This window comes from Colwellia sp. E150_009 (assembly GCF_053543955.1).
Genome location: NZ_JBHFOM010000003.1, coordinates 52,228 through 74,021 on the forward strand (window position 1 = coordinate 52,228; position 21,794 = coordinate 74,021).

Below are 21,794 nucleotides of genomic sequence, written 5' to 3' on the forward strand. Positions count from 1 at the left end.
GTTTTAAAGGAAATTATTGATGGCTGAGTCAGACAGTGGTGAAAAAACAGAAGAACCCACGGCAAAAAAACTCTCTGACGCCCGTAAAAAAGGGCAAATAGCGCGCTCTAAAGACTTAGGCACTATGTTTGTTCTCGTAGGCAGTGCTTTTGCTATGATGGTTATGGGTAATGCTTTAGTCAATGCAATGTCGACTACAATGAAACGCATGTTTTCAATAAGTAGAAAAGAGGCTATGGATGTGCATGCACTTGTAAACGTTATTTCTAGCGGCATAGGGCATGTTGTATTTCCGATGTTAGCAATTTTTTTTATTATTCTAATTGCCGCTTTTATTGGTAACACTATGTTAGGGGGAATGGCTTTCTCTTGGGAAGCTATGGCGCCAAAAGCAAGTCGATTGTCGCCACTTGCAGGTTTTAAACGAATGTTTGGAGTGCAAGCGGCTGTAGAGTTATTAAAATCAATTTTAAAGTTTTTTGTTGTTTTTATTGTCGCGTTTTTATTGCTTAATGGACTTTTTGATCAAATTTTAGGGTTAAGCTTGGAAGCGATCCCCTTAAACTTTGATCATGCAGTTAACATGTTATTATGGATGTTTTTAGCGTTAGCATTATCAATTGGTATTATTGTAGCAATTGATGCGCCATACCAAGTATGGAATCACACGCGTCAGTTAAAAATGACCAAGCAAGAAATTAAAGATGAATTTAAAAGTACTGAAGGTAACCCTGAAATTAAAGGGCGTATAAAGCAAACACAATATGAAATGTCTCAACGACGAATGATGGGCGAAGTGCCTAATTCGGATGTGGTGATTACCAACCCTACTCATTATAGTATTGCGTTAAAATATGATCCAAATGTTGGTGGTGCGCCAATACTTGTTGCAAAAGGTATTGATGAAATGGCGATACATATTCGTACCATTGCCAAAGAACATAACGTAGAAATTATTCAATCGCCAGCATTAGCACGGTCACTATATTATACCGCAGAGGTTGACCAAGACATTCCAGAAGAATTATATGCTGCAGTAGCACAGGTTCTCGCTTTTATTTTTCAACTTAATGAGCACAGAAAAGGGCGTGCGAAAAAACCTATTCCTGTTGCAAAAAACTTACCTATTCCTGAAGAATTTAAATATTAAGATCAACAGTTCCTGTATTTTAACCAATAGAAAGAAAGTTACTTTTAAAATGATGATCTAGATCATATAAGATATAAATAATAACCATTATCATTCGCATTAATAAGTAGGTATAACTATTGCGAGTATCAGTATGTACAATCGATCTATAATCACCACTCTTATCAGCAGTATGTTGTTATCAACGACATTGCATGCTGAAATTAATACTGTAGATGAAAAAATTACAGTAACTGCCACTAAAACATCGCGTTATCTAATAGAGAGCCCCGCATCGATAGCGATAGTAAATGCTAAAGATATTCAGCGATCGTCTGCTGACTCTATTGCAAGTACTTTAAAAGATATACCAGGTATACAGGTTGCAGATGCGGCAACATCAGGAATGAAACGCATTACTTTACGTGGAGAAAGTTCTTTAAGGGTTGCAATATTAATAGATGGTCAAGAAATTACAGATCACTCAACCTATGGTGCACCTTTATTGCTTGATACGTCTATGGTTGAGCGAATAGAAGTTATTCGTGGAACAAGCTCCGTATTGTACGGCGGTAAGGCACTTGGTGGGGTTGTTAATATTATTACGAAAAAGGGAGGTTCAGAGCCAATACAAGCAAGTTTTTCTGCAGGTTTTAACTCAGCTACAAAGGGGAAACAATATGCTGCAACGCTTTTTGGTCATGTCGAAGGTTTTGATTATCGACTAGCCGTTTCTGATAATGATCATGATAATCGTTATACACCAAAGGGAGCTCTTGACGAGACTCGTTTTTCAAATAATAGTCAAATGCTATATTTAGCAAAGGAAGTTGATGATCATTTAATCGGGGTTAATTATGAAAATTATGAACTTAGTAGTGAAATTGCTACAGGAATGCCTAATTTTTCATTAAATATGCCTCAACGAGATAGAGAAAAGTTTTCAGTTTTTTATCAATATGATAGTGATAATAACTATTTTAAGAAATTTAACTTAAATGCGTATAGCCAAACCGTTGACCGAAATTTTACCCAAAATATTAGTACCTCTGTTACTCAACCTCCTATGTCTATTGAGGTAATAGTAGATACTAATATTCAAGAACAACTCGATACTATGGGTATAAATAGTCAACTAGATTTTTCACTTTCAGATAACCACTATACTATTTTAGGTATGCAATTTGCCGAAGATGATCTTAATAAAGCCACGGATAATTCTACGTCAAAAACAATTATCATGCCTAATATGCCAGCCACACCAGTGTTAACAAGCAATAATAGTGTAGAAGCGGCAACGTTAAAGACCAAAGCTGTCTATATTCAAGACGAATGGCGAGTGTCTGATAAGTTAATTGTTACAGCTGGGGCTAGACACTATTGGGTTGATGCAAACCTGAATGAAACTAGTCGTGAGGGGTTAACACCAACTAAAAATGAAGATACAAAAGTAATAGCTTCTTTGGCTGCTAATTATGCACTAGGGAAAGAGAGTAATTTACGTATGGCTTTTAGTCAAGGTTATCACTATCCTACATTATTACAGGTTGCTACTGGCGCAACTGCGGCAGGTAGTTTTATTAACCCTAACCCTGAATTAAAAGCTGAAACATCTGATAATATTGAGCTTGGTTATAGAATGTTTACAAAACAGTGGCAAATAGATACAACAGTATTTTATACGGATGCCGCGCACTATATTACCACAAGAGACTGCCAAGAAAATGGCGTGTATTGTATTACGCCGCCTGAGGATAAAGTGTTTATTAACGCAGATACAGCTAAAACCAAAGGGATTGAATTAAGCACTACTTATCATTTTAATGAGCAAGTTTCACCTTACTTAAATATTACTTGGTTATCACGCGAAGAAGTTTATGGTACTTTTAAAACAGAAGATACAGGTACCCCAGCTGTGTATGGACGCATTGGTATTAAATATGAAGATGAAGGCAATATTTTTAAATCTTATTATTTGGATAGCTTTGTGCGAGCATCATCAAGTGCAAAGGTTGCTTATGAGAGTGGTACCAGCGAAAATTATGATAGTTGGAAAACATTTAATGTTGCATTTGGCAGTTCATTTGGACAGCAAAGTAACTACCAGCTAAACATTGAATTGAGTAATTTATTTAATGAATCGTATACTCCAGCAACAGACTCTTTGATGGCACCAGGCCGTTCAGCGATGATAAAGTTAACCGCTAATTTTTAAATGAGTAGTTTTAATATTCATTAGATACTATAAATGAAGGATTTTATATGAAAAAAATGATTACGTTTTGTCTTTTTCTTTTACCGCTTTTATCTGTTACAGCAAATACAGTAACTAAGGCTAAAGCAGAGGCTCATAATGAGCGTAAAATTACCGTGGAAGTAAAGATAGCTGAAGACTTTGTACCTAAAAACATTGAAGAGTGGACTTTGTATGTTTATGCCGCTATGCCTAACAGTAGAGTACCTCTTGCAAATTTTAAGGGTAAACTGTCTGAGTTACCTAAAAAAGTAGAGTTACTAGAAAGCATGTATTTACTACCTCATATGACATTACAACAAGCAGATAAAGTGGTTGTTATTGCCAAGGCAACAACCAGTACTGACCCACATAAAAAATTAGCTGAAGATATTATTGGTTATTCACAACCCATTAACTTTAGTACTGGGGCTCACCAAAAAAGTCAGGTGATAATTTCTCAATTTGATTTAGCCAAAAGTGATAAATAAGCAATAATTTCAGATTGAGCTTTATTTTAGCTTAATAAGTTATGGGGATTTTGGCGTATTATACGTCTATTTTGTTAACCATAACTTTTCCACTATTTGTTATAAAACCTGCTATAATCCGCGCCATTATTTTTGTATGTTAGGTCTATTATCGATGAAATTTATCGTAAAGCTGCAAGCTGAAATCACCATTAAATCTCGCCCTGTTCGTAAACGTTTCACGAAAATTTTAGAGTCGAACATTAAAAACGTATTACGACGTGTGGATGAACAAGTTACCACACGCATGAATTGGGATAATGTTGAAGTTAATACCAAAGATAATAGCCCTGAAAATTGTGAGCGTTTGGTAGAAGCACTTAAGTGTATTCCTGGTGTACCAATGTTTTTAGAAGTTCAACAAAGTGAGTTTGTTGATGTGCATGATATTTATGAAAAAACGTTAGCCGTTCATGCAAAAACCATTGAAAATAAAACTTTTTGTGTGCGTACAAAACGCACAGGAACACATGACTTTAATTCGTTAAAAGTAGAGCAATATGTTGGTGGTGGCTTAAATCAAGCAGTAGAAAGTGCCAAAGTTAAGTTAAGCAAGCCCGATGTCACTATTCGCTTAGAAATTAAAAACAAAGACCTCTTTATTGTGACTCAGCGCCATATTGGGTTAGGTGGTTTTCCAATAGCTACGCAAGAAGATGTATTATCACTTATGTCTGGTGGTTTTGATTCAGGTGTTGCTAGCTATCAAATGATCAAAAAAGGTGCTCGTACTCATTATTGTTTCTTTAATTTGGGCGGTTCGGCACATGAAGTTGGCGTAAAGCAAGTTAGTTATTACTTATGGAATAAATTTGGTGCCTCTCATAAAGTAAAATTCTTTGCCGTTGATTTTGAACCAGTCGTTGCTGAAATTTTAGAACAGGTTGAGAATAGCCAGATGGGGGTGGTGCTTAAACGTATGATGATGCGTGCTGCCACTAAAATTGCTGAAAAAGGTAAAATTCAAGCGCTAGTCACTGGTGAAAGTTTAGGGCAAGTATCAAGTCAAACGTTAACTAACTTAAATGTGATTAATCGCGTAACAGATACGCTGATTTTACGTCCGTTAGCGGCTTATGATAAACAAGATATTATTGATATTGCTCGTAAAATTGGCACGGAAGATTTTGCCAAAACAATTCCTGAATATTGTGGCGTTATTTCTAAAAAGCCTACGGTTAAAGCCGTGTTATCTAAAGTTGAAGAAGAAGAAAGCAACTTTAATTTTGATATTTTAGATAAAGTTGTTAGCGAAACCCGTGTTTTTGATATTCGTGATATAGGCAAAGAAACAGAAGAAGAAATTCATGCGGTAGATCTTGTTGAAAATATTCCTGCTAATGCGGTTGTCGTTGATATACGTAGCCCAGAAGAGGAAGAGGATAAACCATTAGCACTTGATAACGTAGAAGTGAAGCATATTCCATTTTATAAATTAGCGACGCAATTTGGCGATTTAGATAGGAGTAAAGAATATTTACTTTACTGTGACCATGGTGTAATGAGTAAGCTGCAAGCGTTGTATTTAATCGACAATGGCTTTAACAATGTGAAAGTTTACCGACCATAACTTAACTAACTAATACAGCTAACTTTAAGGTTACAGCCTAGTTTCAATTTTTGTATTCTAGGTTTGTTACGGTTTGCCACATTTTAGTGTTTTCTGGTGTGGCAATATTATGCTTTGTTCCTAAGCGATATATAAAACCATTAATGTAATCAATTTCTGTTCTACGCTTTGCTAATACATCACAACGCATAGAAGAACAGTTTTTAGCGGTTGCATAAGCAACATCTTCTACTGTTTTTTTGAGTTCTTGTAAATCAAATTGCACCCCTTCAGCACTTGCCACAGCAATAATCTCTTTTAATAAAATATTAATACTGTCTTGATATGCTGTGTGGTTTATTTGGCCATTATCAACATTATTTATTGCGGTTAGAGGATTAATTACACAGTTAATAGCCAACTTTAACCATTGTTTCTGTTTGATTTGTTTGTGGTAATTTACGTGGGGCAATGCAGCATTTAATAATTGCGTAAGAGATTGTTGTTGTGTTGAATTGTTCTCACCTAAAAGTAACCCTATGTCTGAAGAACCAACACCAGTATGAGTTATACAAAAGGGGGCAGAGCGTAAACATCCATGGGTCGTTAGTAAAGTATATATAGCGTGATTTTTTTCTATTCCTGTGGGTAATTCGGATAATATTCCCATACCGTTGTGTGCAAGAATAATAGCGCTATTATTTTTTAAGTTATCAACAATTTTAATCAAAGCTGATAATATTTGAAATGACTTTACGCAGAAAAAAATAACATCAGCTTGTTCAATATCTTCCGCCTTTGCAAAATATATATTATCGTTATATGTATTGTTTCTATGATCGGTAAAACAATATTGCTGTATTGTGTCGTCTGCCTCAGTACTATTTACCGCTTGATGTGTAACAGGTAAATTGGTTGAAAGGGAATGTGTAGATGATAAAAGGTGCAGTTGCGACTTATTGTAGGCAACATCACTTTTTATGTGTTGTAAAATATGATGATACCAAAGTAATCCTATTGCACCTTGACCAACGATAATAATGTTCATTAAGTTGCCTGTACTTTTGCCGACTCTCTTATTTTCAATAGTCGTTTCAATGTGAACAATTTATATAAGGAATAACTATATTTAAGTAAAAGGTAACAACTAATGCCAGCAACATCGGCACCAAAGTCACTAAATTCACCGTTGCGAAACCCTAAATAGTATTGTCCTAATTCACTCAATGCAGCGTAAAAGCAGAGAGAATAAAAAGTGTTTGATAGAGAAAAATGTAATATTGAGGAAACTAAGCAAGTTAATACAAAAAAACCAATAAAATGGCCAATACTATCAATTTCAGGAGATCGGAATATTAATTTTTTAACTGACTCTGGTAATAATAGTTCACTAGAAAAAAACAGCAGGCAAGCCCCACATAGAATTAATATAAAAAAAGTTAAATGGTGGTGTGCTTTCACAAGTATTTAAATGTTAAAAGATGATGTGTAGATATTATCATGCATAGGCAGCTTTTGAAGTAAAAATTCTGCCACAGCTAACTTGTTTGGCACTTTTTGCTAGGTATAATAGTCAGTATTAACCTATTTTTAAAAAAGAGAAGAATTATGCCATCAATGGATATCGTTTCTGAAACGAATTTAGAAGAAGTACGAAACGCGGTAGAAAACGCCAATCGTGAAATTTCTACTCGCTTTGATTTTCGAGGTGTAGAAGCTAGTTTTGAGTGGAAAAAACCTGTAGTCACCGTAAGAGCAGAAGGCGATTTTCAATTAAAGCAACTTTGTGACATGTTACGTAGTCAATTAACTAAACGTAATGTTGATGCTAAAGCAATGACTATTGGCAATGCTTCTGCTACAGGAAAAAACTGGAGTCAGCAAGTTACCTTTAAAGAAGGTATTGAACAAGACGTAGCTAAGCAAGTTGTTAAATTAATTAAAGCCGAAAAGCTTAAAGTACAAGCCGCTATTCAAGGCGAACAAGTACGGGTAACAGGAAAAAAACGTGATGATTTACAAGCGGTAATGCGTTTAGTACGAGAGTCAGATCTAGAGCAATCTTTCCAATTTACTAATTTTAAAGATTAATAGACTGAAAAGCAGTAAACCTAGCATTGCGAAGACGGTCTTAATTGACCAGTACTTTGCAATGCTCAGTTAATTAATGAATCTGGTATTATTTTTTCTTTTTTCCTCGTACTGCTTTGAACCTCGGGTTTGATTTACAAATTACATAAGTACGACCACGGCGCTTTACAATATAAGTCTATTTAGCAATAATGTTGCTGTAAAGTAGTATGGAATTTGAACAGTTCATACCGTTGGATAAAGTTAAATTACGTTCAGAAATAGTTACCAAAGAATGTTCAACACTACCTAATGTTTCTGAAGGCGAATATCTAGCTATTCAATTTCAAAATAAGAAACCTGCTACTGAACATTAACGCTTAGTAAAAGTAGTGGGTATTGGCTTCTACTTGGTTACTTGTTGAATGACTTAGGTGAAATTAAGGATAGAAGCATCGAGATGACTAAAAATAACAAAATTAATTATATTGAAATCCCAGCGAAAAATATTGAAGCCACTAAAGCCTTCTTTAGTGATGTTTTCGACTGGTCTTTTGTAGACTACGGACCAGATTACTGTAGCTTTTTTGCTCAAGGTGTCGATGGAGGCTTTTTTAAATCAGATTTAGTTGTTTCCACAAAAGAAGGAAGCCCATTAATAGTTCTGTACAGTAGTTTATTAGAGACTATACAGGAAAAAATTGAGGCATTTGGTGGAAAAATAATTAAACCTATTTTCTCATTTCCTGGTGGAAGAAGGTTTCATTTTAGCGATCCTAATGGAAACGAATTTGCAGTTTGGTCAGAGTGATAACAAACAAATAAAAATAGGTGTCGTGAAGCCGACACCTATTTTTATTGCGATAAGTTTACCTTAAACCTCCATGGTAATGCTTAATCAATACTCAATTAATGTTTTTGTCGTTTAAACAATGCTGTGGTTGGCAATATTGATCACCATAATAGTTATCTGAATAGTTGCAGCTTAATTGCTCTGTGCTTTGAGTTTCAATGTGTAAAATTGATTTTATAGTTTCTATAAGTTTTTTCATGGTATTCACCTTGTTTGTTTAAGATGATTCCATTTTTATCTAAAAATGAATCAGGGTAAATTTCATTAAATAGATAACATTATTCGATAAAACAAATTAAAGATTAAGTATTCGCTAAACTCAAAGAGAGTTGCTCAGTAAAAATCTTTTTTAGTAATGTTAATTCATTAGTTCTTACATAGTTTGGTCTGATCACTAATGCGATGGTTCTATGTGGGCCAGGTTCATTTAAATGAATAGCACGTAGTTCTGAGGCATTATGTATCAATTGATCTAGCGCCATCTGTGGCACTAACGTTGTACCTAACTTACCAGCAACCATTTGAACTAAGGTATGCAAGCTAGCTGAGTCGAAATCTGAATCTTCTTTTTGCTTTTGTAACTTACAAGCAGCTAAAGCGTGTTCTTTTAAGCAGTGCCCATCTTTTAACAGCATTAACTTTTCAATTTCTAATTCGGCACTGGTTATTTCTTGTACCTTATTAGGTGATTCATCTTTATGGCAGACCCAATAAAAATCTTCTTGCCAAAAGTCAAAGCTCATTAAGCCGTCTATAGGAAAGGGTAAGGCAAGAATAGCGGCATCGATATCGCCTATTCTAACTTTATCAACTAACACATGGGATTGTTCTTCAATAATTTTTAATTTAAACGCAGGGTATTGTTTTCTTACTTCAGGTAACACTTTTGGTAAAAGGTAAGGGCCTATGGTGGGAATAACGCCAATCGTCATGGGGGATGAAAAAGGCTGCTGATTTGCCTGTGATATTTGCATCAGTTCATCTACTTCAAGTTTAATTTTTTTTGCTTTGTCGAGTATCTTTTTGCCATTGTTCGTGACCAACACTTGTTTATTGTTACGTTCAAAAATAAGTGTACCTAGGTGTTTTTCTAGCTCGTTAATAGCTGTGCTTAATGCTGACTGAGATACATTACAAAGCTCGGCTGCTTTTTTAAAATGCAGTGTTTTTTCAACGGCTAATGCATAGTGAAGTTGCTTTAATGAAATCATATTTTTGTTATTAATTATATAGAACGTTATCTCTATTTTAATTGATTATATAAAATTATCTACAACTTATTACTTAACCTGAGCTCGGTTTAAGATATTGTTAACCTGTTGAAAAATAGATATTAAATTTTTGGTTCACTTCTAGCTTGATAGTTTTACTTAATTCAAGGCAAATTTACGCGTCAATAGCTGGCCTATTGCAAGTGAATTTAACGCCGAAGTTAGTAAAAATAGCTGCTAGAAGAACATTTATTAAGCCGAGCTCCGGTTACTTAACCATAATCATCTTAAACTAAGCTCGTATGTATATATGATCGAAGTGTCTTTAAATTTTCTTAGTGTGTTTTAATATTTATGTTCTAAAAAATGGAATATAAAAATCAATTTATTCAATTATATTAATTAATCTCTCTAATCTATTATTACTACATCGAAAGCAAACATGCTTTTTGAATTAAACGAAAACAAATTTTAATTTACCATTTTATAAGATAAGCGAGGAAATACTCATGGCTCAAATAGGCAAATCAATTCCAGAATTTAACGCACAAGCATTCCATAATGGCGAGTTTGTAGAAGTATCAACCGAAAACGTAAAAGGTAAGTGGGCAATCTTTTTATTCTACCCAGCAGATTTTACTTTTGTTTGTCCAACAGAACTTGAAGATATGGCAAACCAATATGAAGAGTTACAAAAATTAGGTGTTGAAGTTTATGCTGTATCAACAGACACACATTTCTCACATAAAGCATGGCACGACTCTTCAGATGCCATTGGTAAAATTAATTTTCCAATGATTGGTGACCAAACGGGCAATATTACCCGCGGATTTGACGTAATGATTGAGGAAGATCACATGGCACACCGTGGAACCTTTTTAGTAGACCCAGACGGCATTATACAAGTTGCTCACATTCATGCTGGTGGTATTGGCCGAAGTGCAAAAGATATGGTTCGTAACGTAAAAGCGGCACAGTATGTTCGTGAAAATGATGGTGAAGTATGTCCTGCAGCGTGGGAGCAAGGTCAAGCAACGCTAACACCTAGCTTGGATTTAGTTGGAAAAATCTAACGTTTTCTCAAGCTAAGCTGAAAAATAAGTTGTTTAATAAACACTCTTAAAGCTTATTTTTAAAAATACACTTATTGGCGGATATTGTTTTAAAACGTTCCGCCATTTTTATACCCAGTGAGCCGTTATTTAGCTCATTAGCTCATTAGCTCATTAGCTCATTAGCTCATTAGCTCATCATTAATTCGTAATATTTAAGGTAGTATCATGTTAAGTAAAGATATTTTAAACGCAGTAAAAACGTATACTGCAAATATGAAAAAAAGCGTGTCATTTGTTTTACAAACAGGGGAACACGAAAAGCGCTCAGAATTAAAAGAGTTTTTGAGCCAATTGGCATCCGTGTCTGAAAATTTAACGTTAGTTGAACGCGATGAAAACTTAAGAAGTCCAATTACATTTTATTTAGAGGTTGAAGGAAAAAATAACGGCATCTATTTCTCAGGTATTCCCAGTGGTCACGAGTTTAATTCACTTATTTTAGCAGTGTTACACTCCTCAGGTACTGAGCATAAACTTGATAAAACTTTAACGACAATGGTTAAGAAAATTAACGAACCATTACACTTTGAAGTGTTCATTTCCTTAAGTTGTCACAACTGTCCTGATGTAGTGCAGTCACTTAATCAATTTGCGTTAATTAATAATAACATTAACACCGAAATGATTGATGGTGGCTTATATCCATCATTAATTGAAGATCGCAATATTCAGGGTGTACCAAGTGTTTACTTAAATGGTGAGCTATTTGCCAATGGTAAAATTGACACGGCGCAATTGGTCGATAAATTAATTGAACGCTTTCCATATATTGTTGGCGTTGATGATGATACGCAATTGCCTTTACAAGACGTTACCGTCATTGGGGCTGGTCCCGCGGGTGTGGCGTCAGCGATTTATGCTGCACGAAAAGGCTTAAATGTTACCCTGATAGCAGATCGCATTGGTGGACAAGTAAAAGACACCGTTGGTATTGAAAATTTAATCTCAGTACCAAAAACAACTGGCACAGAATTAACAGGGAACATGCAAGCACATTTAAGTGACTATGATATTAATATTAAAGAATTTTTACGTGTTGATAAGATTGAAAGCAATACCACCGATTCACCTTGGAAAACACTATACTTATCTAGCGGTGAAGTGATTGAGTCTAAAACTGTTATTGTAGCCACTGGCGCCAAATGGAGGGAGTTAGGTGTACCAGGTGAAAAAGAAAACGTTGGTTCAGGCGTTGCTTATTGTCCGCACTGTGACGGACCTTTCTTTAAAGGCAAAGATGTAGCTGTAGTTGGTGGTGGTAATTCTGGTATTGAGGCCGCATTAGATTTAGCGGGTATGGTGAATCATGTAACAGTATTTGAATTTTTACCCGAATTAAAGGCAGATAAAGTATTAGTAGACAAAGCTGAAGCAAGCGACAAAATTACTATCATTAAAAACGTAGCAACAAAAGAAGTTGTTGCGGAAGGAGGCAAAGTTGTTGCTTTAACCTATGAAGACAGAATAACTGGCGAAGTCAAACAACAAGCTTTAGCAGGCGTTTTTGTGCAAATTGGGTTAGTTCCTAACAGTGCTTTCTTAGACGGTGTTGTTGACAGAACTAAACATGGCGAAGTGGTTATTGATGAGCGATGTAACACAAGTGAACCTGGTATCTTTGCAGCAGGAGACGTATCAACTGTTCCTTATAAGCAAATAGTGATTGCTATGGGCGAAGGCGCAAAAGCATCGTTGTCAGCCTTTGATTATATTATTAGAGAAAGTTGATAGTAAACAAGGGCGAGACTAACGGGTACATTAAAATGTTAATTAACTTTTTATCAGCGCAGTGTTATAAATAATCGCTTTAGTGTTAGTCAAAATTAAAGGCAGTCATTGGTTTATTAGTGGCTGCCATATCTGGTATTAATTACTTAAGTTTACAAGTTTTAGTTCAAGTTGTACTTCAAAACACGATGCTAAAACCACTTTAGTGGCTTGAGCTACAGTTACCGCCTCCGCAGCAATCTGACTTTTCTTCACTTGTTTGTTGAGTTTCATCATCGTCATGAGCGCCACCGCAAGATTCACCTTCACCATGAATATGGCCATGGGCTAGTTCTTCTTCTGTTGCTTCACGTACTTCTAAAATTTCCACATCAAAACTTAAATCAATACCTGCTAATGGATGATTACCATCAACGGTTACTTCATCGTCAGTGACATCAATAACAATCACGGTTTGTTCACCATCATCAGTCGTTGCACGAAGTTGTGTACCAACGGTTAGATCTTCAACGCCTTGCAATACTTCCTTAGGTACCGTTTGAACATATTCGTCATGACGATCACCGTAAGCTTCTGCTGCGCTTACTGCCACTTCAAATTTATCACCCGTTTTATGGTCGATTAAAGCGTCTTCAAGGCCTTGAATTAAATAGCCCGATCCTTGAATAATAGCCATAGGTTTATGATCATAAGAGCTATCAATTAACGTACCTTCGCTATCTGATACCGCGTAGTGCATTACTACGACTGAGTTGTTGGTAATTTTCATTTGGTTATCCATTTTATATTTAAGTTATTCGGTTATTAAAGTGTAAGGTAAATCTTCAATTAACACGGTAGATTCTGGGTGTGATTTCATTCGTAACTGGGTTGAGCTATCTAAATCATTGGCTAGTACTGCTTGAATATAGCAGGTACCGTTATTGGCTTGATAAACACTTAAAATGTCGCCAGCTTTACGCCAGTTTTCACCTAATTGTTTTTCGATAATGTCATCACTTTGTAAAGGTTGTTGCAGTGTTGTTGTTAATGAGAACAAGGCTTTTTTATTTTTACCTAAATATTGCATACGGGCGACAGTTTCTTGCCCTAAGTAGCAACCTTTAGTAAAGCTAATACCGTTAATTGCCTGTAAGTTAAGCATTTGTGGAACATATTCACCACTACTTTCATCAGACAGTTGTACAAAACCTTCTTTGATTTCTAGTAAATCCCATATGGCGTTATTGTATATAGGTAGATTAATGTTAAGCACAATACGTTCAATCATTTCAGCAGTATCAATAATCAAATAACGTGCTTGTTTACCTGCAATGTATACTAATGTTGTTGTGTCTGATTGCACAACAGGGTTTAGGCTATCAGGCGTACGCGAAAATTGGCTATTCAAAATACTGACAGCATTTTCTCCAACGAGTGCAATAAATTGTAATTCATCTGTTGGTGAAATTTCAACTTTAGCAAAAACACCATACTTCTTCAGTTCAGCAATAGAAGGCGCAATACTCGCTTTAGGTTGTACTAAAAGGTGTGCTGAGTTTCGGTTTAACAAACGAAATACACTAAAAACTTTACCTTTGGCATTGCAATGAGCACCTACAAGTAAATTATGTTCTGAACTTGTGGTTACGTCACAGGTAACCTGTCCCTGTAGATATTTACTTTGTTCTTCTCCACATAAGGCAATGGCGCTGTAATGGGATAATGACACCAAGTAAGTAGCAGGTAATTGTGTTAAGTCGGGTAAATTTGCTTCAATATTTATTGGCATGAGGAAAAGTCACAAAGTGAATATTAAAAGATAAATAGGGGCAAAGTCATAAAAATCAAGCTTAGTTGTAAAAAAATGCACAATTAATTAGCGAAAAAACGGGTGTTATTGTTACAATATGTAGTAGATAAAAAAACTCTTTTATTTTTTAGGTGTATTTGGGTATATGACTATGTCAACAGCAGTAAATTCTCATGAAGATAATTCTCAAGTTATGGTCAATAAAGCGAGATTAAAGTGGGCGTGTCGCCGTGGTATGTTAGAATTAGACATACTTTTTATCCCTTTTGTTGATGAAGCATATGATAATTTAGCAGCAAAAGACCAACGCATATTTGAGCGTTTACTTACTGAGCAAGACCCTGATTTATTTGCATGGTTTATGGGGCATAAAATTTGTGAAGACCACGAACTTAACACCATGGTGCAATTTATTCTCAACCGCGTCAAAGTATAGTATAGAGGTTAAAAAATCTCGTTATAAGCTATTGATTTATTCGAGTGTGGTTGTTTTTTTGATAGCATCAATACTTGTTTTTTTTACCTATGCTTATTATGCTGCTTTAGTGATTACCGTATGCAGTTTTTTATTTTTTGGGATACTGCTTGCTAATAAGGATAATCCTGCCGTTGTGGTAAGATTTGAGCTTGATAATAAAGGGCTATGTTCTTTTGACGGTGTGCACTACTATCAATTACTTATCAATAGTCGGTTCAGTTTTTTTGGGTGTTGGTTAAATTTGCAGTACTGCAGTGATAAGACGCATTATAAAACGAACAATAACGATACAATAAAACGCGTATTTATTTTTAGAGATAGTCTTTGCGAAGGTGACTTCTCCCGAATATCAAATATTATTTCTCAATTAAATCATCTTGATTAGGCACTAAGTTGTTTTTTGAGTTTTTTGATGGATAAAGTATCGTTGGTTTAGCTTCTGCCAGCGTATTAGGATAGTCTAAGGTGTAATGTAAGCCTCTGCTTTCCTTCCTTTCAAGAGCGCAATGAATGATTAATTCGGCTACTTGCACTAAATTTCTTAACTCAAGTAGATTATTGCTTACTTTGAAATTTCGATAATAATCTTCTATCTCTTGTTGTAATAATTCAACACGATGTAAGGCACGTTCAAGCCTTTTAGTTGTTCTAACAATACCAACAAAATCCCACATAAATAAACGTAATTCGTGCCAGTTATGTTGAATAACCACTTCTTCGTCAGAGTCAGTTACGCGGCTTTCATCCCAAAGTGGTAATGTTCTAAAACCATTGTCATGATCTAAAGATTCACTAATTTCTAGCGCGGCAGCACGCGCATAAACTAAACATTCTAATAAAGAGTTGCTAGCTAAGCGGTTAGCACCATGTAAACCAGTATAAGACATTTCACCAATGGTATAAAGTTGATGAACATCTGTTCTGCCATGTTGATCAATCATTACGCCCCCACAAGTATAATGGGCTGCTGGTACAATTGGCATGGGTTGTTTAGTAATATCAATTCCCAACGCTTTGGTACGTTGGTATATTGTTGGGAAATGTTGTTGAATAAAATCACTCGATTTATGACTAATATCCAAATACATGCAGTCAACGCCTAAACGTTTCATTTCAAAGTCTATTGCGCGAGCGACTATATCGCGTGGGGCTAATTCAGCACGTTTATCAAAGGCTGGCATAAAGCGACTGCCATCGGGTCGTCTTAATTTAGCGCCTTCACCCCGTAGTGCTTCGGTTAATAAAAAGGTACCCGCATCAGGATGAAATAAACACGTAGGATGAAATTGATTAAACTCCATATTTGCTACACGACAACCAGCTCGCCATGCCATGGCAATACCATCACCACTGGCAACGTCAGGATTAGAGGTATATTGATATACTTTACTGGCACCGCCCGTGGCTAAAATTGTTTTTTGTGCATAAATACTTTCAACTTTTTCTGTATTTCTATTCCAAATATATGCACCAATACATTGTTTCTCTTTTTCATGAATAGTGGCTTTTTCACAAATAAGGTCAATAGCATTGTAACGCTCGAATACGCGAATACGGGAGTGTTGCTTAACGCGCTCTGCCAACGTTGTTTGAATCACTTTGCCTGTAGCGTCAGCAGCATGAAGAATACGACGATGACTATGGCCGCCTTCACGTGTTAAATGATATTGTTGTTCACCTTGTATGTTTTTTTCTTTATCAAAATCAACCCCTTGCTCTATTAACCAATCAAGACATGCTTTCGCATTTTCTGCGGTATATTGCACGGCACTTTCATCGCATAAACCTGCGCCAGCAATAAGCGTATCTGATACGTGCGACTGTATACTGTCATTTTCATCAAAAACAGCGGCTATACCTCCTTGAGCATAAAAAGTAGAGCCTTCATTTAATTGGCCTTTACTTAAAATAACGACATCAGCATTTTTTGCTAAGTGTAAAGCAAGGGTTAAACCAGCGGCACCGCTACCAATTATTAATACATCACAATTGTTTTGTTGATTCATATATACGAATGTTAAGTAAAATCAGTTATTATAGTGTGATATTACCGCTTATTAATGTTTGATAATAGAGTTAACAAGCGTTAATAAGGTTAAAATATGAAAAAAGTAAAATTAAAAAGAACTTTTGTTAAAATGTGTAGTCTTAATTAATGCGTTTGTTATGAGCCAAATGTGTAAAGTGTTTTTTTACTCTGAAATTTTACAGGGTATACTTAGGAGAAATGGCTCAAATGAGCGAACAGAACGTCGACCAAAACTTGGTTGAGCGGGTACAGCAAGGCGATAAAAGTGCCTTCAACCTGTTAGTAACGAAATATCAACATAAAGTGGCTAATTTAGTGTCGCGTTATGTCAGTAATCACAGTGATGTGCCTGACATAGTACAAGAGACATTTATAAAAGCGTATCGAGCTTTACCCAATTTTAGAGGGGAAAGCGCGTTTTACACTTGGCTATACCGTATTGCGGTAAACTGTGCAAAAAATCACAGTGTAGCTTTAGGACGTAAACCACCGAGTAATGATGTTGAAGTGGAAGATGCAGAATTTTATGATGGCGGCGATGCATTAAGAGAAAATGCTTCTCCAGAAAAAATACTGCTAACCCAAGAAATTAAAAAAGTTGTTTTTGATACAATAGCGCAATTGCCAGATGATTTGAGGATTGCCATAAACTTTCGAGAAATCGAAGGGTTAAGTTACGAAGAAATAGCCGTTATTATGGAATGTCCTGTAGGAACAGTACGTTCGCGAATTTTTAGAGCTCGTGATGCCATAGATAAAAAAATTACGCCTTTACTAATGAAATAGTTAACATATTATTACTAGTAAAGACGAAGCGTTAAACGTAAGTTTGTCGATGTTAAGTACTAAGTAAAGTACAAATTAAAAGGTTAAAGTATGAGTGAAAGTAAGTTTGAGACAATTTCTTCGATGGTTGATAATTATCGTATTTCCGATCAAACATCAGAACAAACTATTGAAGACATGCTTAAGGATGAAAACTTAGCAAATACATGGCAGAACTACCATTTGATTGGTGATGTTATGCGTAATGAAATACCACAAACGTTACAATTAGATTTATCGACAGAAATTGCTGACGCTATTGCAAATGAACCTACCATACTTGCCCCAAGTACAGCTAAACGTAAAGTTTCTGGTGCTTTTAAAGCCAAAGTTATTCAGTTGATGAAACCCGTCGGACAATTAGCTATTGCCGCCTCTGCCGCGGGTTTAATGATTGTTGGTGTACAACAAAATACCGCTGATACCGATGAAATAATTACTCCTAGTCAAATAGTACAAACGACACCATTAGGTGGTTTTGCTAATCCCGTTAGTTTTAATTATCAACAAAATACCCAATCACAACAACAAGCAGCATTAGAGCAAAGAATTGAACAACAAAGACGTTTTCAAGCATTGCTTTCAGACCACCAACAACAAGTTAAACTTAGCGCAGTAAAAAAAATTGATGAGCAAAAGTCACTTATGGAAACAGAGGTAGAGTCAGAAAAATCAAACTAATTAAATTTTTCCAAACTGAACAACCATGACTTATTTATGCTTCGTAAACTTACCTACTATATGAAAAGCAAATAACTTAAGTATAATAAGTTATTTGCTTTTCAAAGCTTATACTTTCGAGTCAATATGAAATCAATTGCATCATCCCGTTTTGCTAGTATCTTTATTTGTATCGCAAGCTTTTTCATTAGCTTTTCGGCCTTTTCCGCTGATCCCGAAGAGGCAAAGCAACTATTAGAACGATTATCTAAATCGCTGCGCCAAGTAAACTTTAATACATCATTTGTTGTTGTTAAAAACAATCAAGCAGAGCCTTATCATTGGCTTCATGGTATTGTTGAAGAACAAGTTAGCGCAGATGGAAAATTAACGGAAAATATAGAACTTGAAATATTAGCCTTACTTAATGGACCTCGTAGAGATATTTTGCGTATTAATAATACTGTGAGTTATATAGAGCCAGAATATGCCCCTTATTCTATTAGTTCAGAACAGATTAGTGGCCCAATACCCTCTGTTTTTGGTCAAGATATCAGTATATTAGAAAATAATTATCATTTTGTATCGGTAGGAAAAAACAGAATACTAGGACGAGCGGCTCAACTCATTCGTATTGTTCCCAAAGACAGCCATCGTTATGGGTATTGGCTTTGGTTGGACCAAGAAAGTAGTTTACTGCTTAAGCTGGCAGTAATCACGCGAGAAGGTAAACTCCTTGAACAAATTCAATTTACGCACTTAGATATTACAGACACTATATCTGAAAATTTAAAACAACTGCAATTGGCTGAGTTACCACAAATAATTGATGTTACATCACAACAGGAATACACAGATTTAATGTGGCAGGTTAATTGGCTACCTAACGGTTTTGAACCTGTAAAATCGGATAGACATAGAATTAACAACAGTAAACAAGCGGTTGAATTTATGTTGTTTAACGATGGATTAGTTGATATTTCTGTTTATGTGAATCCAAGTAAAGAAAAGCAAAGAGCAATAGAATTTGCCAGTGATGGTGCAACAATAGTGTTAAGTCAGGTTATCAGTAATATTGAAGTCAGTGTTGTTGGTAAAATTCCATTAGAAACGGCTGAAAAAATTGTTAACTCTGTAACTTTTAATCGTAAGCTTTCTGTGCACTAATGGAAGAATTAGCAACAGTCACAGCTATTGATAATGAAAACATTACAATGGTTAGCAAAATAAAATCAACATGTAATAGCTGCTCACAGGTTGATACTTGTGCTAGTGGGCAAGTTGCTAAAGCCATTCCCAAAAAAACATTATCTTTTACACTAACAAAACCTAAGTTGATGGAAAGTACAACTATCAATATAGGTGATTGTGTTGTTTTAACTGTGCCTGACGGCAATGTTTTGCATAGTGCATGGCAAGTTTACTTATTACCTGTGTTTGGACTTTTTTCTTTTTCAGCATTAGGTCAGTGGTTATTACAAGAAAGTATACTGTCTCATGAACTCGTTGGGGTTGCTTTAGGGCTTGTTGGTGGTTACTTAGGTTATCGGGTAGCCAAACGCTTACAAAGCAATTCAAGTAAACAAAACAGCCTACAACCTGAAATTTTAAAGGTATTGGCTAAACCTATTGATGTAAATACTCTAAGCTCAGACTAGATGCTATTTTTAAAAGTATCAACAAAAGATAGCCCCAAGGCGCTAAATTCGTTAAAATCACGCCACTTTTGAATTAATCACTTTTACTCTGAATAGTCCTTTATGAAAAACATACGTAACTTCTCAATCATTGCTCACATCGATCACGGTAAATCTACGCTTTCAGATCGTCTAATTCAACATTGTGGAGGTTTGCAAGAACGTGAAATGGAGGCGCAAGTACTTGATTCAATGGATCTTGAGCGTGAGCGTGGTATTACCATTAAATCACAAAGTGTTACCTTAGACTATCAAGCAAAAGATGGTGAAATTTATCAATTAAATTTTATTGATACACCTGGCCATGTAGATTTTTCTTATGAGGTGTCTCGTTCTTTAGCCTCGTGCGAAGGCGCTTTACTTGTTGTAGATGCGGGACAAGGGGTTGAAGCCCAAACCGTTGCCAACTGTTATACTGCGATAGAAATGGATTTAGAAGTTCTACCTATTTTGAATAAAATAGATTTACCGCAAGCTGATCCTATCCGTGTTAGTGAAGAAATTGAAAACATTATTGGTATTGATGCTACTGACGCAGTTACCTGTTCAGCAAAAACAGGTGTTGGTATTGAAGATGTTTTAGAAACCATTGTTAAAAATATTCCTGCACCTAAAGGGGAATATGACGCCCCGTTACAAGCCCTAATTGTTGATTCATGGTTTGATAATTACCAAGGTGTGGTTTCTTTGGTAAGGTTAATTAATGGGGAAATTAAAAAAGGCGATAAGATGTTGGTGATGTCTACCGGACAGGTTCACCAAGTTGATAAAGTTGGAATATTTACCCCTAAGCAAATTGAAACAAAAGTGTTAAGAGCAGGTGAAGTAGGGTTTGTTATTGCAGGCATTAAAGAAATTCATGGTGCTCCTGTTGGCGATACCATCACAATCAGTAAAAAAGAAACGTCATCTCCGTTACCTGGCTTTAAAAAAGCTCAACCACAAGTGTATGCTGGTATTTTTCCTATTAGCTCAGATGAGTATGAAAATTTTCGTGATGCGCTTAATAAATTAAGTCTTAACGATGCGTCGTTGTTTTTCGAACCTGAAAACTCGTCAGCTTTGGGCTTTGGCTTCCGTATAGGCTTCCTTGGCATGTTGCACATGGAAATTATTCAAGAGCGTTTAGCACGTGAATATGACCTTGATTTAATTACAACGGCACCAACGGTAAATTATGAAATAGCTTGTACCAATGGCGATATTTTGTCTATTGATAATCCGTCGGACTTACCCGCGATTAATAATATAGATGAAATTCGAGAGCCTATTGTGCAAGCGAATATTTTAGTTCCTCAAGAATATTTAGGGAGCGTTATTACGTTATGTATTGAAAAACGTGGTGTGCAAAAAGATATTATTTATCATGGAAATCAAGTTGCCGTAACATATGAATTGCCTATGGCCGAAGTCGTTATGGACTTTTTTGATAAATTAAAATCAACCAGCCGTGGTTACGCTTCACTTGATTATCATTTTGTGCGTTTTGAGGCAGCAGATATGGTACGTGTTGATGTTATGATTAATGGTGATAGAGTAGACGCTTTAGCCATGATCACCCATAGAGCAAATTCAGTGGCTCGTGGAAGACTATTAGTGGATAAACTAAAAGAACTCATTCATCGTCAAATGTTTGATATTGCTATTCAAGCGGCTATTGGCAATAACGTTATTGCAAGAACAACAGTAAAACAATTACGTAAAAACGTAACGGCTAAATGTTATGGTGGTGATGTTAGTCGTAAGAAAAAATTACTACAGAAGCAAAAAGAAGGTAAAAAACGTATGAAACAAGTAGGTAATGTAGAAGTACCTCAAGAAGCGTTTTTAGCAGTACTTAAATTAGATAAATAATAAAGAAAATAAAAGGTATAAACATTAAATTAAAGTTAGCT

Annotated in this window: 23 protein-coding genes and 1 pseudogene; 16 read left to right on the plus strand and 8 right to left on the minus strand. The window is 35.6% G+C overall.

From position 1 onward, the window contains the following. Positions 1-19: 19 nt before the first annotated feature. The 4 genes from flhB to thiI all read left to right on the plus strand — a co-directional run bounded on the left by flhB (position 20) and on the right by thiI (position 5,462). Positions 20-1,150 carry a flagellar biosynthesis protein FlhB gene (gene flhB / locus ACE1OF_RS02280; protein WP_448892417.1) on the plus strand — a complete coding sequence of 377 codons (1,131 nt, stop codon included), beginning with the start codon at positions 20-22 and terminating at the stop codon, positions 1,148-1,150. A 133-nt stretch (positions 1,151-1,283) separates the two neighbouring features. Beyond that, positions 1,284-3,344, plus strand: coding sequence for a TonB-dependent receptor plug domain-containing protein (locus ACE1OF_RS02285; protein WP_448892418.1), 2,061 nt, complete (start codon positions 1,284-1,286; stop codon positions 3,342-3,344). A 47-nt stretch (positions 3,345-3,391) separates the two neighbouring features. After that, a complete protein-coding gene (locus ACE1OF_RS02290) occupies positions 3,392-3,853 on the plus strand; it encodes a c-type cytochrome biogenesis protein CcmI/CycH (protein ID WP_448892420.1) in 462 nt (153 codons plus the stop codon). A gap of 154 nt (positions 3,854-4,007) precedes the next feature. Beyond that, positions 4,008-5,462, plus strand: a complete 1,455-nt coding sequence (thiI, locus tag ACE1OF_RS02295; RefSeq protein ID WP_448892421.1) for a tRNA uracil 4-sulfurtransferase ThiI — start codon at positions 4,008-4,010, stop codon at positions 5,460-5,462. 43 nt (positions 5,463-5,505) lie between these two features. Here thiI and ACE1OF_RS02300 read toward each other — a convergent pair whose 3' ends face one another. Both ACE1OF_RS02300 and ACE1OF_RS02305 read right to left on the minus strand, forming a co-directional pair. Next, positions 5,506-6,489, minus strand: a complete 984-nt coding sequence (locus ACE1OF_RS02300) for a ketopantoate reductase family protein (RefSeq protein WP_448892423.1) — start codon at positions 6,487-6,489, stop codon at positions 5,506-5,508. Next, positions 6,489-6,797 (minus strand): VanZ family protein, encoded by a 309-nt coding sequence (locus ACE1OF_RS02305; RefSeq protein WP_448892603.1) that lies wholly within the window; start codon positions 6,795-6,797, stop codon positions 6,489-6,491. The genes ACE1OF_RS02300 and ACE1OF_RS02305 overlap by 1 nt, the downstream gene beginning before the upstream one ends. Here ACE1OF_RS02305 and ACE1OF_RS02310 point away from each other — a divergent pair. Continuing rightward, the gene (locus ACE1OF_RS02310; RefSeq protein ID WP_448892613.1) at positions 6,697-6,912 is read left to right on the plus strand and encodes a hypothetical protein; all 216 of its coding nucleotides are present in this window, start codon (positions 6,697-6,699) and stop codon (positions 6,910-6,912) included. The genes ACE1OF_RS02305 and ACE1OF_RS02310 overlap by 101 nt on opposite strands. A gap of 137 nt (positions 6,913-7,049) precedes the next feature. Continuing rightward, positions 7,050-7,532, plus strand: a complete 483-nt coding sequence (locus ACE1OF_RS02315; RefSeq protein WP_448892424.1) for a YajQ family cyclic di-GMP-binding protein — start codon at positions 7,050-7,052, stop codon at positions 7,530-7,532. An 88-nt stretch (positions 7,533-7,620) separates the two neighbouring features. Here the strand turns inward: ACE1OF_RS02315 and ACE1OF_RS02320 are convergent. Beyond that, positions 7,621-7,704 (minus strand): annotated as a pseudogene (locus tag ACE1OF_RS02320) (50S ribosomal protein L36); the annotation flags it as partial. Positions 7,705-7,741: 37 nt separating this feature from the next. Between ACE1OF_RS02320 and ACE1OF_RS02325 the strand changes: the two are divergent. Together ACE1OF_RS02325 and ACE1OF_RS02330 are read left to right on the plus strand one after the other, a co-directional pair. Further along, positions 7,742-7,888, plus strand: coding sequence for a hypothetical protein (locus tag ACE1OF_RS02325; protein ID WP_448892425.1), 147 nt, complete (start codon positions 7,742-7,744; stop codon positions 7,886-7,888). Between the two features lie 83 nt (positions 7,889-7,971). Continuing rightward, positions 7,972-8,322, plus strand: a complete 351-nt coding sequence (locus tag ACE1OF_RS02330) for a VOC family protein (RefSeq protein WP_448892427.1) — start codon at positions 7,972-7,974, stop codon at positions 8,320-8,322. Positions 8,323-8,416: 94 nt separating this feature from the next. Here the strand turns inward: ACE1OF_RS02330 and ACE1OF_RS02335 are convergent, their stop codons facing one another. Together ACE1OF_RS02335 and ACE1OF_RS02340 are read right to left on the minus strand one after the other, a co-directional pair. Then, complete coding sequence (locus ACE1OF_RS02335) at positions 8,417-8,563, minus strand: hypothetical protein (protein WP_448892429.1); 147 nt, start codon at positions 8,561-8,563, stop codon at positions 8,417-8,419. 103 nt (positions 8,564-8,666) lie between these two features. Then, on the minus strand, positions 8,667-9,575 hold the full coding sequence (locus ACE1OF_RS02340) for a LysR substrate-binding domain-containing protein (RefSeq protein WP_448892431.1): 909 nt from the start codon (positions 9,573-9,575) through the stop codon (positions 8,667-8,669). Between the two features lie 509 nt (positions 9,576-10,084). Between ACE1OF_RS02340 and ahpC the strand changes: the two genes are divergently transcribed. Beyond that, a complete protein-coding gene (ahpC, locus tag ACE1OF_RS02345) occupies positions 10,085-10,648 on the plus strand; it encodes an alkyl hydroperoxide reductase subunit C (protein ID WP_448892433.1) in 564 nt (187 codons plus the stop codon). A gap of 207 nt (positions 10,649-10,855) precedes the next feature. Beyond that, positions 10,856-12,418: an alkyl hydroperoxide reductase subunit F gene (gene ahpF, locus ACE1OF_RS02350; protein WP_448892435.1), complete on the plus strand. Its 1,563-nt coding sequence runs from the start codon at positions 10,856-10,858 to the stop codon at positions 12,416-12,418. Positions 12,419-12,620: 202 nt separating this feature from the next. Here ahpF and ACE1OF_RS02355 read toward each other — a convergent pair whose 3' ends face one another. Next, positions 12,621-13,187 (minus strand): FKBP-type peptidyl-prolyl cis-trans isomerase, encoded by a 567-nt coding sequence (locus ACE1OF_RS02355; RefSeq protein WP_448892437.1) that lies wholly within the window; start codon positions 13,185-13,187, stop codon positions 12,621-12,623. Positions 13,188-13,211: 24 nt separating this feature from the next. After that, a complete protein-coding gene (ygfZ, locus tag ACE1OF_RS02360) occupies positions 13,212-14,189 on the minus strand; it encodes a tRNA-modifying protein YgfZ (protein WP_448892439.1) in 978 nt (325 codons plus the stop codon). Positions 14,190-14,361: 172 nt separating this feature from the next. Between ygfZ and ACE1OF_RS02365 the strand changes: the two genes are divergently transcribed. Further along, positions 14,362-14,646 carry an FAD assembly factor SdhE gene (locus tag ACE1OF_RS02365; protein WP_448892441.1) on the plus strand — a complete coding sequence of 95 codons (285 nt, stop codon included), beginning with the start codon at positions 14,362-14,364 and terminating at the stop codon, positions 14,644-14,646. A gap of 398 nt (positions 14,647-15,044) precedes the next feature. On the opposite strand, the gene nadB is transcribed toward ACE1OF_RS02365, so the two are convergent. Further along, positions 15,045-16,694: an L-aspartate oxidase gene (gene nadB, locus ACE1OF_RS02370; protein WP_448892443.1), complete on the minus strand. Its 1,650-nt coding sequence runs from the start codon at positions 16,692-16,694 to the stop codon at positions 15,045-15,047. A gap of 230 nt (positions 16,695-16,924) precedes the next feature. Between nadB and rpoE the strand changes: the two genes are divergently transcribed. The 5 genes from rpoE to lepA all read left to right on the plus strand — a co-directional run bounded on the left by rpoE (position 16,925) and on the right by lepA (position 21,753). Then, positions 16,925-17,503 (plus strand): RNA polymerase sigma factor RpoE, encoded by a 579-nt coding sequence (gene rpoE / locus ACE1OF_RS02375; protein WP_448892445.1) that lies wholly within the window; start codon positions 16,925-16,927, stop codon positions 17,501-17,503. A 90-nt stretch (positions 17,504-17,593) separates the two neighbouring features. Next, entirely contained in the window at positions 17,594-18,223 is a 630-nt protein-coding gene (locus ACE1OF_RS02380) for a sigma-E factor negative regulatory protein (RefSeq protein WP_448892447.1), read from the plus strand. Positions 18,224-18,349: 126 nt separating this feature from the next. Next, positions 18,350-19,369 carry a MucB/RseB C-terminal domain-containing protein gene (locus ACE1OF_RS02385; RefSeq protein ID WP_448892449.1) on the plus strand — a complete coding sequence of 340 codons (1,020 nt, stop codon included), beginning with the start codon at positions 18,350-18,352 and terminating at the stop codon, positions 19,367-19,369. Continuing rightward, on the plus strand, positions 19,369-19,860 hold the full coding sequence (locus ACE1OF_RS02390; protein WP_448892451.1) for a SoxR reducing system RseC family protein: 492 nt from the start codon (positions 19,369-19,371) through the stop codon (positions 19,858-19,860). Before ACE1OF_RS02385 ends, ACE1OF_RS02390 begins: the two co-directional genes overlap by 1 nt. 102 nt (positions 19,861-19,962) lie before the next feature. Further along, positions 19,963-21,753, plus strand: coding sequence for a translation elongation factor 4 (lepA, locus tag ACE1OF_RS02395; RefSeq protein WP_448892453.1), 1,791 nt, complete (start codon positions 19,963-19,965; stop codon positions 21,751-21,753). Positions 21,754-21,794 lie beyond the last annotated feature (41 nt).